The sequence below is a fragment of the Paenibacillus sp. FSL P2-0121 genome (genome assembly GCF_037975345.1).
Lineage (GTDB): Bacteria > Bacillota > Bacilli > Paenibacillales > Paenibacillaceae > Paenibacillus_AQ > Paenibacillus_AQ odorifer.
On the sequence record NZ_CP150245.1, the window covers coordinates 3,325,062 to 3,338,308 of the forward strand.

Below are 13,247 nucleotides of genomic sequence, written 5' to 3' on the forward strand. Positions count from 1 at the left end.
ATATAATTAGTACAAAAAAGGAGCGATGTTGAACATCGCTCTTTTTTATGTATTTATGATTATTTCGTTGTCATCATACTTCCACCCTTAATCTGAACGGGTTGATCATTTATAGATACCCAAACATCTATGGCAGAATTGTTGCGGATAATCGTTTTGTCGGCACTTAATTTCAGTGAATACAGGGCAGTGACATAATCATAAATCTCAATATTAGTAGCGTACCAAATATCTGAATGTCCACCTGCTTGTTGGCAAAAAGTTTCGATTAGCTCCCAATTGTTCTGCTGTGCGAACTCATAGCTATGGCCCCAAACATAACAGAGTCTTAGTTTCTGGGAGGGTCCTTCCATTGTGAATCGCTCCCAAACCTGATGCAGATCTTCAATATGGTGGCAGGTTGGATGCCATTCCATGAAATTAAGAGGCATATCAAATTGTTTAGTAGAGTGAACAGTGCGGCTGTATTCAATTCCAACGGACTGAAGTGGTGCAATTATCTCCTGAGAGTATGTACCGTAGGGGTAGGACATGCCTCGCACTGGATAATCCACCAGCTTTTCCAATCGTTTACGGTCTTCGAACAGCTCTTCAATTACCATCGGTAAAGGAAGACGCTCTAGATGTGGGTGAGTAACGGAATGGGCGGACACTTCATGATTCCTGAGCGAATGCTTAACATCAGCGGGCGATAAGAACCCAGGTGCATTGATCATTGCACTATTTAAATGGAAGGTCCCTTTAATTCCATATTGATCAAAAATACCAGCCAAGCGGATATCGTGTTTCTGGCCGTCATCATAGCTCATAGTGAGCGCCTTTGATAATCCGCCTGGGAATAAGTTGAATTGAAGTTTCATGAATTCACACTCCTATAATTTGGTGAGCTTGAAAGTACTTCTTCCAATTATAAACAATTAACGTTATAATCAGATTCCACGTTTGAAAAGGAAAGAGTTTTCAGTGAAAAATATACACTTAAGGAGAGATGCTATCTGCCTGACTTTCTCTACGTTGTAAAGCTACTCTATGTAAAAGACAAAAGAAACTCACTTTTATATTTTATCACTAACCTGCTGAGCCCACCAATTCTATTTGCAGAGCTGTTCATAACGAAATATGTGGTTGACCTCATTCAGAACTTCACGACTAACGCCTACCTACATATCTTACTATTGGTAAGTTCACTGATGTTAATTTTATATCTGGCTGGCATCAATGGTTCTCTTCGAGCCATTTCTGTAACCAATTTAACGGCAACCAGTATTTATGAACTGGAACATAGTATTTTGGCTAAGACCTCTAAATTATCGACGGCTTTATTGGAAGATCCCGCAACAAAAACGATTAGAGAAAAAGCAAAACGGCTTTCCCTGATCGATTTGTTAGATCAATGGACCGGGGTGACAATCCACTTTATAACATTGATCGCACTAATCGTAGTCCTATCCTGTTATGGCTTTTATATCCTGGCAATGTTCATTTTAGTAGTACAAATTCTGCAGCTTTACCTCATCAGATGGATGTCTCGGAAAGTAGAGGCCATTTCAGCGAATCAAACCTCCTCTGTACGAATGATTAATTATATCGTTGATTTGCTGGTTAGTAGAAATACCCTCCCGGAAGTAAGAATGTACGGAATGTCCTCCTACTTGGTTACCACAATGAAAGAGCTCTTTAATGGAAATTTCAAACAAATGCACCGAAAAGTTATTTTATCTGAGACCTTAAGCTTCTCCCAAAGTATAATTATGACTTTATTAAACGGGCTTACGATTGCTATTTTAGCAATTACGCTTGGAGGTAGCGGGCAGAGCGCCGGACTTTTCGTATTATTACTTCAGATATCTAGTCAATTATTTATTGTCATTCCTGCACTAACAAGGATGTATTCTGATCTGACCAAAAGTCGCGTGCGCTTCAATGAGTATAGTGCGTATTTGGAACTTGAAGAGCAAGTTCAAAGAGATCCGGAAGATTCCATAAGGAATACCGATGCGATGCAGATCACAATTCAGCAGTTGAATTATCGTTATGCAACCAATGCACAGGACACGCTTAAAAATATAAACATGACCCTCAAACCTGGTGAACGAGTTGCTTTTGTAGGTGAGAATGGTTCAGGAAAATCCACGCTCATCAAGCTGATAGCAGGGTTATACCATCCAACAGCGGGAAACATCCAATGGTTTAATGGAGAGCAGGAAGTTCTGGCTCATAACGTCACAAAGGGTGTGAGAGTTGTATTTCAGGATTTCACTAAATTACATAGACCAATTCGAGAAAACATAGCCATGGGGAATATTGCTGCCATGTATGACGATTCAAGATTATTAGCTGCGATGAGAAAAGCAGAAGCCGATTCTTATGGTGTTGCGTTGGACACTTTAGTAGGTCCACAGTTTGGGGGGATCGATCTGTCTGGTGGACAATGGCAAAGACTTGCGATTGCACGTGCTTACCTCAACAACGGCTCGCTTACGATTTTTGATGAACCTACTGCAGCCCTTGATCCTTACGCGGAACAGCAGGCGTTTGAAACCTTTATGAAATTAGGAGAGCAGCAGACCTCCATTATTGTGACACATCGGCTATATATGTCCAAATTTGTTGATAGAATTTTTCTGTTTGAGCATGGAGAAATCGTTGAAAGTGGAACACATGAAGAATTAATGATATTGGATGGTAAGTACAGGGGAATGTTTAACCGCCAGTCCTCTTTATATGGCTGAGAAAGGAGAGATTCTGCTGAGAAGAGACCTTAAGAATATTTTAACGATACTGGCACGGATGATTGGAAAAAGTCCAGTAATCTCAACAATAACGATCATAGTTCCTATAATCAGTGGATTATTAACTTTTTACTCGTATTCTGTTCAAGTTCATATCATTAATGCAGTAGCTGCTGGTGCGATAACCTTTATTCCGATTCTATGGTTTGTTTTAATTCATGGAGTACAAGCCTGTTCATTGAGTATAACCAACATAATGAAAAGTCGAATGAATGCGGAACTAACTCTCGCTTTCCAATCCGAGCTGATAGATATTGCAAACCAAGTTGACTTTGAGGATTTTGATGATGAAGAGTTTGGGAACAAGCTGCAAAGAGCTAAAACAATAGTTGGAGAAGATTTAGAGGGAATTACTGGTTTTTTGGTGTCCAGTGTAGGAAATATCTCAGGACTTATAAGTATCATCTGGTTATCGGCTACAAGTGGATATTTTTTAGTCACACTGGTGGTGGGTTTAATGATCGTATCTACTTTATCTTTTCGAATGTTTACTGAGATTAAAGTTAGAAGAACAGGGCGAGAGCTTACTTTTGACGGAAGAATGGGGGATTATCTAGCTGTAACTTTGGAAGATCCTAATGCGATTAGGGAAATGCGAATCTATAACTCTATCTCCTATTTTACGGATCTCTGGGCAAAGCTTATGAAGAAGCAGCATGATAAAAGGTATAGTGCGAGGAAATTCGAAATCAAAACAGGGATGATTGTGGCTATGGTTCAGACGAGTGCTATTTTTATCGTATTGGTCTATCTGTTAAGTAAAATGGGGGAGTCAAATACAGTTACTGTGGGGACAATCTCAGTATTATTTCTGGCTTTGTTAACTTGTGGTGGTAAAATCATGAGTTTGACTTGGCCGCTAAGCAAGCTTTACATCAGCAGCAGTAAATTATATGACTTAAATGAAGTGCTTACCTATAAAAATAGAGATTTCCGAAAAAATAATATCAATAACAGCTCTGAAGCTATGCTTCCTATTACCGTTTCAAATGTCTATTTTAAATACGCCAAATCCAGTAAGTCTGTTTTATCTAACATCAATATGGTCATAAAGCCCGGTGAGAAAATAGCCATCGTTGGAGAAAATGGAGCAGGAAAGTCTACCTTGATCAAATTGTTATTAGGGCAGTACACTGCTAGTTCTGGATCTATTTACTGGAAAGACAGTCCAGAACCTCAAGGTAAAGTATCCGTCGTGTACCAGCATTCTATTAAATTCGAAATGACACTAAGAGAAAACATCCTGTTGGGTGATGCCAAATCTTCGCCGGACGATGTGAAAATACTAAGTATTCTGGAAAAATGTGAGCTGATGGATTTGTTTTACGAATTAGGGGGACTAGATGTAAGGTTAGGTCAAATGCTTGAAGGAAGCAGGCAGCTATCAGGCGGACAGTGGCAAAAGCTGGCGATAGCGCGTGCGTTATATAATGATGCGGATCTTATAGTGTTTGACGAACCTACTTCTGCGATTGATCCGAATGCTGAGATGCAGATCTATACACAATTATTAGATATCTGCCAAGATAAAGCTGCCATCTTCATTTCACATAGACTGGGCTGGGCGAAAAATGTTGATACGATCTATGTTATTGATAATGGAAGTATAGCTGAAGTGGGGCAGCATCAAGACTTAATAAATAATAAAGGGATTTATGCAGATATGTACGTTTTACAATCATCTTGGTATAACTAAAAATGCTTAGCATAGTAGTTTTTACCTTAATTATATTCATGAGGTTTACTAAAAAAATCCACAGCAAATTTCCGGAAATGTATAGCTGCTTGCGATAAAAAGTGCTTTCTGCTCCATGCGATGCCAAAAGAGCGTTGACATAGCGGATCTGTTATTTTTAATTGAACAATTTCTGTATTTTGACTTCTTCTGCCTAAGGAGAGAGGGAGGGTGAAGGTGATTCCTAGTCCCATTTCTACTAGGGTTTGAATGGCGCTTACTTCTTCAAGCTCGAACGTAATTTGAGGTTCAAATCCAGCTTGTCGGCAAAATTCATCTGAAATTTCACGGAAATTATATCTAGAAGATAAAGAAATGAAATTCTCACCTGCAGCTTCTATCAAAGAAATACTCTTTCGATTAGCAAAGCGATGATTCTTGGGCACAGTTAAACATAATTCTTCTTCTGCTAAGGTATGCCACTCGATATCTGGTCCGGTAACAGGTGTAGATGATATGCAAAAATCAATCGCTGCACTCTCTAAATCATTTCTCATTTCTAACGCAGAGCCGAGCTGGCGTTGGATGATCCGTACATGCGGATGAAGGGTAAGAAATTCTTTTAGTAAAGTGGGCAATACATACGGGAGTGTGGCCGCAATGGAAATTACACCATGTTCAAGTCCAGCCATATCTGTGAGCTCACGCTGTCCTTCTTCAAGTTCCATAAAAGCTTGCTCGACACGTTGCAGATAGGTTTTTCCGAATTCGTTCAATTTTATATTTCTGCCTTGTCGCTCGAATAAGGGAACACCTAAGTTTTTCTCTAAACGCTGTATGGAATTACTAAGGGAGGGCTGAGATACATTTAATTCTTTTGCGGCCTTAGTCATGTGTTCATGGCGTGCAACTGCCTGAAAATATTGAAGCTGAAGGAATTCCATAACAAAAACCTCACTTTACTTATAACTCTAATGTGATCTATCGATCATATAATATGTATTTTACTTAATTAATTTTCAGTCCTATACTATTGTAACATATAAAAAGTTATAGGTAGGATGGAGAGAGTCTGTTGTGATTAGAGAGAAAATATGGACCCGGAATTTTATTGTTGTTTGCTTAAGTAGTTTTTTTATGTTTCTGACCTTTTACATTCTGGCAACTGCATTCCCGTTATACGTAAAGGAAAGCTTACACGGGAATCAGCAGCAAATGGGGTTAGCGATTACTATCTATGTAATAGGGGGAGTATTGATCCGTCCTTTTTCGGGACAATGGGTCGATAAATTCGGCAAAAAGAAAATGGCGGTTATTGGGCTAACCATATTTCTAATCGCCTGTATTGGTTACTTCGGATCTAATGGAATTGTATTATTCCTGGTAATTCGTTTCCTTCACGGAATGAGTTATGCTGTTGCATCGACAGCTACTAGTACAATAGCCTCGACGCTAATTCCTTATTCACGTCAAGGAGAAGGCATCGGTTATTTTAGCATGTTTATGAGCATTGCTATGGTCATTGGACCCGCATTGGGTCTTTTTCTCTGGAAAGATGAGAATATTAATGTACTACTGTTAGGCGTGTGTGTGATTGCCGCTCTCTCGCTGTTATTCACGTTAGGTGTTCGGATGCCAAAAGAAGATAAGGCTAACGTTATTGAAGCTGTTAAGGAACCTGCTAAGACGCGAAAAGGGCTTCGCTGGAGAGACGTAATCGAGCCGAAAGCCTTGCCGATATCACTTGTCGGATTTACGCTTGCTTTTTCCTACAGCTCCTTGTCTGGATTTATAGCTTCTTTTACGAAAGAAATTCATCAATCACAGCTAACTGGTTATTTTTTTGTGGCTTTTGCAATTATGATTGTATTGTTTCGCCCGGTTATAGGTAAAGTATTCGATAAATATAATGAGCATATTCTCATCTATCCCGGAATTCTAATCTTCGCCGTTGGATTGCTTAGTTTAAGTCAAGCTCGGTCTGGTTTGATGTTAATGATGTCTGGTGTCATTATGGGAATTGGATATGGTGCACTTATGCCATGTTTCCAGACTCTTGCGCTTAAATTAGCGGCTAAAGATCGTAGAGGTAGTGCGAATGGGACCTTTTTCTTGTTATTTGATTTGGGTTATGGAGCGGGCTCGTATTTCATGGGTTTAATTGCTTCTTATACGGATTACCGAATGATGTATGAGGTTGCGGGGGGAGTAACACTTCTTTCGCTTGCTGCGTACTATTTGCTTCATCATGTACCTCAGGCCAAAGCTAAGCTGCACATACAAAAATCAAATATAGACGTTGTATAAATAGATGGTCTTGGCTGTATGATATAATTATTAGAAAAAAATATGGGGAGAACTGTATGACTACAATCATTGATAAAATTGCATGGATTCATATTCAGAATGGACAAGTTTTGTGTGCGCGTTCCAAAGGGAAAGATACCTATTATTTGCCTGGAGGAAAAAGAGAAGCTGGAGAAACAGACGAGGAGACGCTCGTGCGCGAAATCGAGGAAGAGATCTCTGTTCGTATTAAACTAGAAACCATCTCCTATTTTGGAACCTTTGAAGCGGAAGCTCACGGTAAAGCTGAAGGCGTCATAGTTAAAATGACATGTTATATCGCGGATTTTGAAGGTACACTTAGTCCTGCGTCGGAAATTGAAGAGTTATCCTGGTTATCTTATAAGGATCGAAATCGTGTTTCAGTCGTTACACAGATCATTTTCGATCAATTGCATGAGCATAAATTACTTTCCTAATCCACAATTTAAAGTTCTGAAAGCCCGTTTTAAGCCTAAGAGATGGCTTGAGGCGGTCTTTTTTTTGAAAATATACGAAAGGCTTATAGGGGCAACAACATCGTTTATTTTGCTTTGGGACAGATGTCCTTTTTTAAAGGCCTGAATTGCTTTTTAATATGTAAGAGATCGAAGTTGAGGAGAGAGAGAAATGAGAGGAATTATATTTGCGTTTTTAGCGGGGGCTTGTATCACTCTGCAAGGAGTATCTAATGCTCGAATTAGTCAAGATATTGGGACTTGGCAAGCTGCGACAATTACACAGTTAACAGGATTTATCATGTCGTTACTAATCCTCTTATTTGTTAGAGATGGGAAATGGCAAGGAATAAAAGAAGTAAAACCATTATATCTAATTGGCGGATCTTTTGCCGCAGTCGTTATTTTCAGTGAAGTCACTGCCATTCAACAGATTGGCGTTACTTTTACTATATCGACATTGCTGATTGCACAGCTATGCTTGACCTTCTTAATTGATATTAAAGGCTGGTTTGGGATGGAAAAACGACAAATGAGACTCCCACAGTTTATTGGGATAGGGTTGATGATTGCGGGAGTAGTGATTTTGAAATTCTGAGAATACAATCAACAACTGGAGGAGTTACGTTATGATTTTAGGGTTAATATTAGCGCTTGTCGCGGGTTCATTCGTTAGTTTACAAAATATTTTTAATACGAAGGTTAATCAAAAGGTTGGATCTTGGGCCACAACGACGTTAGTATTAGGGTTGGGTTTTCTGGCTTCCTTTATCATGAGTCTTATCTTTGAAGGCGGCCGAATATTTACTTTGCGAAATATGGAGCCTTGGTACTGGATCAGCGGATTGATCGGGGTGGGTGTAGTAATCTGTCTCGTGCAAGGCACCAAACGTCTTGGGCCAACCTATGCGATCTCGATCGTATTAATCTCTCAGCTTGGGTTTGCTTTATTGTGGGATTCCCTCGGCTGGTTAGGGCTTGAAAAGGTTCCATTCACCTGGAAGCAGTTGGTCGGAGTACTCGTGATTGTTGGCGGTATTCTAGTGTTTAAGCTAGGTGGTGCCCGGGAGACTCAAAAGTCGGCTTAATTTATCCTCAGACTCATGTTTGTCAAAATAGAAGTGATGGCAGTCACACGAGAGTGAAAGCAAATCAATCTATACTTTGGGAAAGTAGTAACTCAATTATAAATAAGGAGCAGATCATCCAATGTTCATACAATTGAACTCTCTAACTACAGAAAAGTTAAATGAAAACCTTGGTGAACGACCAGGTTATTTTAAATTGTTCTTCGATACAGAGGGCTGTGGTTGTAATGGCGTGATCGTAATTCAGATTATTAGTGAACCCCATGCTACAGATATTGAAGTTCAGAAAGAGCCCTTTACTTTTTTTGTGGACCGTCAACAGGAATCTTTATTTGATGAACAGATGCGACTTGAAGCAGATGAGAATTACCCGTCATTCAGATTAAGTAGTGATTCGGGCCTGTTAGGAAGCAATATTCGAGTAAAAGATATTCGCTGAGTAGAGCACTGCTACTAAAAACCAGAGCATTTGAGATCATCTCTCAATGCGCTGGTTTTTTAAATTTCGTTCCTATATATGGCACTTGCAATTCGTTTCTTACCCATTGGGTTTTTTCATAAAAGCTATATGGTCTATTTTGCTGTTCACCAGTGTAATTAACTGTTCTGCCATATAGCTCGCCGAATATTTGAAATTGACTTCAGCCCAGTGCATAATGACACCTACTGTAGCAGACATTTGGTAACTCAACATAATTTCATAATCCACAGGAGCAGCATCAGCTTCTATCTCAATTCGCATATCCTCACGCATGGATTCCCGTAAACGGTCGAACAGTTCAACAGTCATTTTCCCTCGTTCCACTGCGGATAAGGCTAAAAACTCCGCTTTATGCCCCTCAATATATTCGAACAGCTGCAGAATGGAAGGGAAGACCTCCGTTGCCTCAATACGTTCCAATCCCTCATAAGGTTCTAATAGCGCCTCACCTATACCCTGTAGAAATTCATCATGTATTTCCTTAAGCAAAGCCTCTTTACTCTCAAAATGTTTATAAAAAGTCCCTCGATTGTAATCCGCTCGATTAGTCACGTCCAATATCGTAACTGAATCATAGCTATTTTCCAATATTAGCTCAACGAATGCAGATTTCAGAGCTTGGCGTGTTCTTCTGGTTCTTCTGTCTTCATGTTCTTCCTGTATCAAAAAAACTACCTCCAGCTATGATCTTTTTATCGTTCATTTATAGTTCTTACTTTAAAAGTAACAAAAGATCAGCTAATGTTCAAGATTTAGACATAAGTAAACACGTAGAGCAAGTATGTTGGTTAGGTGACATTACTTAAAATTCTGATTATTGAACAGGTTAACTAATGGGGTGTACTCTAGTAATAGAGATAGGTTATCCCATCTCCTAAGACTATAATATATAGCCAATTCATAACAAAGGATGCGAACATACAATGAGTGAATCATATGTAAAAACTGCTGTAATTACTGGAGCTGCAGGTGGAATCGGTAAAGAGCTTGCCCGTCGATTGTCTGATCGTAAACTGAATCTTGTACTTGTCGATCTGAATGAAGAAGCGATAAAAAATGTCATCCAAGATTTAGGCTTAAATGAAACTAACTCTTTAGCTGTAGCTGCGGATGTCTCTAATGAAGAAGACGTTCAGAATTATGTTAATAAAGCGGTAGAAAAATTTGGAACCATTGATTATTTTGCAAACAATGCCGGAATTGAAGGTCCAGCAGGTCAAATCGAAGAGCTTAACGTTAAAGCACTCGATCTTGTATATAACGTCAATGTACGTGGTGTATTTCTTGGACTACATTATGTAATTCCTGTGATGAAAAAACAAAACTCAGGTGCTATTCTGAACACTTCTTCTCTGGCAGGACTCATGGGTGCACCAGGTATGGCCCCTTATATTATGTCTAAGCATGCTGTAATTGGTCTGACTCGCGTAGCTGCAAATGAGCTTGCACCACTTGGTATTCGTGTAAATGCGGTACTCCCAGGAACGATCAATACACAAATGATGCGTAAAATTGAAAATAATTTTGGAAGCGCAGAAGAATACAAGGCAGCTAACGAAGCTGCAACACCTATGGGACGCTACGGAGAACCGCAAGAGGTTGCCGCTGTGATGAACTTCCTTCTTTCGGATGAGGCTTCATTCGTAACGGGTTCTCTATATACAGTCGATGGTGGTATGATAGGTCAATAATGCAAGCTGATTTCGATCATTAAGGATACTTCAAATAAAGGATTGGGCCTGTGCGTCAAGCATTGGGTCCAATTCTTTTTTATTTAGGATACCCGGATCGGATTTTATAATAAGCAATTTGCTGAATTATCTTATAGAATATACAAAGGGGATTTAATCTTTTTAAGTATTGATCAGTGATTTAGATAAATTGTTGGCGAGGAGTGTTCATATGCATGAATTATCTCAACAGGATTTTAATGAAGTGAAACCGTTACTTACAGGTGCTCCTATTCATCCTGAAATTCTCTCCGTTATCGAGGGAAATAATCCGGGCTGGATTTTTGTAGATCAACTTGTAACACCAAAAAGCGCGTTGGTATGGAGTAAGGGGATGCAAGGATTTTATATTATAGGCGATCACACCAATGAGTTATTTATTAAGAGCTTAGATAGTTATATATCCAGTCATATTGCACCGAGGATGAAAAAGCTTGGGCTGGAGTATTTTGAAGTCTCAGGTCAACACAATGAATGGAATCTGGCATTGATGTTTCCTTCTAGGAAGCTATATCCTTTTGAACAAATGGTGTTCAAGTTATTCCACAAGCCCGTTGAGTCCCTTAATAATGCGATTAGAATTATAAATCTTAAAATGCTGGACTGGGAGGACTTAGATCTAAAGAATATAGAATTTGTACATGATAATATTGATTTATTCTGGTCATCGAAAGAAGACTTTAGGGCAAAAGGCTATGGATATGCTGCTGTTGAGGGAACTGAGATTATGGGTGTATGTTATTCTAGTTTCGTTACGGAGGATACACATGCTATCGGAATTGAAACTCTCTCCAAGTATCGGAATAGAGGAGTGGGGACTCATTTAGCGGCCTTAGTAGCGGAGGATATACTTACAAATGGTTTTACGCCTTACTGGGACTGTTCATTAGATAATGAAGCTTCCCGAAAGCTAGCGCTCCGTTTAGGATTTCAGCAAATTCATCAATATAAGTGTAGTGCTTTTTCAATATGACGGTTTCGCAAATTATTAGGTTAGGATGAACATTATGAGAATATTGCTCGTAGAGGACGATAGAACGATTGCTTCAGGACTTGAATATTCCTTGCAGCAGGATCATTTTGAAACTATTTTATGTTATGATGCAACCTCTGCTAGGAGGGTGTTGGCGGAGCGGTTATCTGAAGTAACACTTTGCATTTTTGATCTCTCTCTACCGGATGGCAGCGGATATGATCTGTGTAAGATCGTGAAGGAGCGGAGCGATATTCCGGTCATCTTTTTAACTGCGATTGATGACGAAGTTAATGTAGTGATGGGACTTGATATGGGAGCAGACGATTACATAACTAAGCCATTTCGGATTCGCGAGCTGTTATCACGCATTAAATCGGTGTTAAGGAGATATAACAAGCAGGCTCAAACTCCATCTAATTTTGAACTAGAGAATATACGGATTAATACGCTTGAAGGAAAAGTTTATAAGAACGGCGATGAAGTTCTGCTAACAGCATTAGAATATCGTCTGCTTCTGATATTTGCTAATCATGTGGGACAAGTCCTTTCCAGAAATCAGTTGTTAGAGCGGATTTGGGATGTCGCCGGAGAATTTGTAAATGATAATACATTGTCTGTGTATATTAAACGCTTAAGGGAAAAGTTAGAGGATAACCCGCAAGAACCCACATTGATCAAAACAGTACGCGGTTTAGGGTATAAGGTTGGTGATTAGATGTTACGAAACAGAGAATTTAGATGGTTATTACTAACGATGTCTACGATCAGCCTTCTGGCGATTATAGGAACGGCATTTATTTCATCAGCAGCGATGGGGATCACGGCGGTAACTTCAGTTCTGCTTATAGGTTGTTGTTTATTATTTACCCGCTGGAGATACCGCGAAATTGAGAAGCTTTCAGGGTATCTACGTCAAATTAGCAGCGGTAATTATTCGCTCGATGTTCGTGATAATCAGGAAGGCGAGCTTAGTATCCTGAAAAATGATATTTATAAGGTGACGTTGATGTTATCGGAGCAGCGTTTGCTTTTGCAAGAGGATAAAATAAAGCTTACCAATGCGATCTCCGACATCTCCCATCAGCTCAAAACACCACTTACCTCCATGACCGTGATGGCAGATTTATTAAGTGATCCTGATCTGGACGTTGAGAAAAGAATAGAATTTACGCGGAAAATCAGCCTTCAGCTCGATCGGATTGGCTGGCTGGTTTCTTCATTATTAAAGTTCTCAAAGATCGATGCCGGAACCATTCAATTTAAAAAAGATTCAATAAAAGTAAAGAAGCTTGTTCAGAAATCTATGGAGCCCATACTGATTCCAATGGATATAAAGGAGCAACGGATCCTAATCGAAGGTGAAGACGCTACCTCATTCATAGGCGATTACAATTGGACAACTGAGGCGATGATTAATATTCTGAAAAACTGTGTAGAGCATACACCTGCTGGGGGAGAGATTACGATTTCTTTTGCAGAAAACACGCTGTTCACGGAAATTGTCATTACTGATAATGGCAAAGGAATTCCTAAGGCAGAGATCCCCTATATTTTCAAACGATTCTACAAGGGTACAAATGCAAACGAAGACAGCGTTGGAATCGGACTTGCCTTGGCGCAAAGTATTATCACTGAACAAAACGGCACGATTGATGTGGTGAGTGAAGTAGGAAAGGGGACACAATTTCGGATCAAATTTTACAAGCAAGTGATTTAACACTT

At 39.5% G+C, this 13,247-nt stretch carries 14 protein-coding genes; 11 read left to right on the forward strand and 3 right to left on the reverse strand.

Annotated elements, in window-relative coordinates; genetic code table 11:
- Positions 1-59: 59 nt before the first annotated feature.
- On the reverse strand, positions 60-860 hold the full coding sequence (locus MKY54_RS14815; protein ID WP_076125834.1) for a polysaccharide deacetylase family protein: 801 nt from the start codon (positions 858-860) through the stop codon (positions 60-62).
- Between the two features lie 330 nt (positions 861-1,190).
- Here MKY54_RS14815 and MKY54_RS14820 point away from each other — a divergent pair, with 330 nt between their 5' ends.
- Together MKY54_RS14820 and MKY54_RS14825 are read left to right on the forward strand one after the other, a co-directional pair.
- Positions 1,191-2,732: an ABC transporter ATP-binding protein gene (locus MKY54_RS14820; protein ID WP_339190963.1), complete on the forward strand. Its 1,542-nt coding sequence runs from the start codon at positions 1,191-1,193 to the stop codon at positions 2,730-2,732.
- Positions 2,725-4,488: an ABC transporter ATP-binding protein gene (locus MKY54_RS14825; protein ID WP_339190965.1), complete on the forward strand. Its 1,764-nt coding sequence runs from the start codon at positions 2,725-2,727 to the stop codon at positions 4,486-4,488. The genes MKY54_RS14820 and MKY54_RS14825 overlap by 8 nt, the downstream gene beginning before the upstream one ends.
- A 26-nt stretch (positions 4,489-4,514) precedes the next feature.
- Here MKY54_RS14825 and MKY54_RS14830 read toward each other — a convergent pair whose 3' ends face one another.
- Positions 4,515-5,411 carry a LysR family transcriptional regulator gene (locus tag MKY54_RS14830; protein ID WP_076274443.1) on the reverse strand — a complete coding sequence of 299 codons (897 nt, stop codon included), beginning with the start codon at positions 5,409-5,411 and terminating at the stop codon, positions 4,515-4,517.
- Between the two features lie 133 nt (positions 5,412-5,544).
- On the opposite strand from MKY54_RS14830, the gene MKY54_RS14835 reads away from it, so the two are divergent.
- The 5 genes from MKY54_RS14835 to MKY54_RS14855 all read left to right on the forward strand — a co-directional run bounded on the left by MKY54_RS14835 (position 5,545) and on the right by MKY54_RS14855 (position 8,777).
- The gene (locus MKY54_RS14835) at positions 5,545-6,774 is read left to right on the forward strand and encodes an MFS transporter (protein WP_036678069.1); all 1,230 of its coding nucleotides are present in this window, start codon (positions 5,545-5,547) and stop codon (positions 6,772-6,774) included.
- 56 nt (positions 6,775-6,830) lie between these two features.
- Positions 6,831-7,232, forward strand: coding sequence for an NUDIX domain-containing protein (locus MKY54_RS14840; protein ID WP_076184523.1), 402 nt, complete (start codon positions 6,831-6,833; stop codon positions 7,230-7,232).
- 190 nt (positions 7,233-7,422) lie between these two features.
- A complete protein-coding gene (locus MKY54_RS14845; protein ID WP_076280686.1) occupies positions 7,423-7,848 on the forward strand; it encodes a DMT family transporter in 426 nt (141 codons plus the stop codon).
- 31 nt (positions 7,849-7,879) lie between these two features.
- Positions 7,880-8,338, forward strand: a complete 459-nt coding sequence (locus MKY54_RS14850) for a DMT family transporter (protein ID WP_076125820.1) — start codon at positions 7,880-7,882, stop codon at positions 8,336-8,338.
- Between the two features lie 121 nt (positions 8,339-8,459).
- Complete coding sequence (locus MKY54_RS14855) at positions 8,460-8,777, forward strand: iron-sulfur cluster biosynthesis family protein (RefSeq protein WP_076125818.1); 318 nt, start codon at positions 8,460-8,462, stop codon at positions 8,775-8,777.
- Between the two features lie 99 nt (positions 8,778-8,876).
- Here the strand turns inward: MKY54_RS14855 and MKY54_RS14860 are convergent, their stop codons facing one another.
- Positions 8,877-9,485 carry a TetR/AcrR family transcriptional regulator gene (locus tag MKY54_RS14860; protein ID WP_339190968.1) on the reverse strand — a complete coding sequence of 203 codons (609 nt, stop codon included), beginning with the start codon at positions 9,483-9,485 and terminating at the stop codon, positions 8,877-8,879.
- A gap of 257 nt (positions 9,486-9,742) precedes the next feature.
- Here MKY54_RS14860 and MKY54_RS14865 point away from each other — a divergent pair, with 257 nt between their 5' ends.
- The 4 genes from MKY54_RS14865 (at position 9,743) to MKY54_RS14880 (ending at position 13,242) form a co-directional block, all read left to right on the forward strand.
- Positions 9,743-10,510 carry an SDR family NAD(P)-dependent oxidoreductase gene (locus MKY54_RS14865; protein WP_076280383.1) on the forward strand — a complete coding sequence of 256 codons (768 nt, stop codon included), beginning with the start codon at positions 9,743-9,745 and terminating at the stop codon, positions 10,508-10,510.
- Positions 10,511-10,721: 211 nt separating this feature from the next.
- Positions 10,722-11,522, forward strand: coding sequence for a GNAT family N-acetyltransferase (locus MKY54_RS14870; RefSeq protein ID WP_339190970.1), 801 nt, complete (start codon positions 10,722-10,724; stop codon positions 11,520-11,522).
- Positions 11,523-11,556: 34 nt separating this feature from the next.
- Entirely contained in the window at positions 11,557-12,240 is a 684-nt protein-coding gene (locus tag MKY54_RS14875) for a response regulator transcription factor (RefSeq protein WP_076125811.1), read from the forward strand.
- Positions 12,241-13,242, forward strand: coding sequence for a HAMP domain-containing sensor histidine kinase (locus tag MKY54_RS14880; protein WP_339190974.1), 1,002 nt, complete (start codon positions 12,241-12,243; stop codon positions 13,240-13,242).
- Positions 13,243-13,247: the final 5 nt, after the last annotated feature.

What these genes read in the sequence shown, in the direction of transcription:
- MKY54_RS14850 (WP_076125820.1), top strand. Translation starts at nt 7,880, where the DNA reads ATGATTTTAGGGTTAATATTAGCGCTTGTCGCGGGTTCATTCGTTAGT.
- MKY54_RS14870 (WP_339190970.1), top strand. Translation starts at nt 10,722, where the DNA reads ATGCATGAATTATCTCAACAGGATTTTAATGAAGTGAAACCGTTACTT.
- MKY54_RS14840 (WP_076184523.1), top strand. Translation starts at nt 6,831, where the DNA reads ATGACTACAATCATTGATAAAATTGCATGGATTCATATTCAGAATGGA.
- MKY54_RS14880 (WP_339190974.1), top strand. Translation starts at nt 12,241, where the DNA reads ATGTTACGAAACAGAGAATTTAGATGGTTATTACTAACGATGTCTACG.
- MKY54_RS14825 (WP_339190965.1), top strand. Translation starts at nt 2,725, where the DNA reads ATGGCTGAGAAAGGAGAGATTCTGCTGAGAAGAGACCTTAAGAATATT.
- MKY54_RS14865 (WP_076280383.1), top strand. Translation starts at nt 9,743, where the DNA reads ATGAGTGAATCATATGTAAAAACTGCTGTAATTACTGGAGCTGCAGGT.
- MKY54_RS14820 (WP_339190963.1), top strand. Translation starts at nt 1,191, where the DNA reads ATGTTAATTTTATATCTGGCTGGCATCAATGGTTCTCTTCGAGCCATT.
- MKY54_RS14845 (WP_076280686.1), top strand. Translation starts at nt 7,423, where the DNA reads ATGAGAGGAATTATATTTGCGTTTTTAGCGGGGGCTTGTATCACTCTG.
- MKY54_RS14875 (WP_076125811.1), top strand. Translation starts at nt 11,557, where the DNA reads ATGAGAATATTGCTCGTAGAGGACGATAGAACGATTGCTTCAGGACTT.
- MKY54_RS14855 (WP_076125818.1), top strand. Translation starts at nt 8,460, where the DNA reads ATGTTCATACAATTGAACTCTCTAACTACAGAAAAGTTAAATGAAAAC.
- MKY54_RS14830 (WP_076274443.1), bottom strand. Translation starts at nt 5,411, where the DNA reads ATGGAATTCCTTCAGCTTCAATATTTTCAGGCAGTTGCACGCCATGAA.
- MKY54_RS14815 (WP_076125834.1), bottom strand. Translation starts at nt 860, where the DNA reads ATGAAACTTCAATTCAACTTATTCCCAGGCGGATTATCAAAGGCGCTC.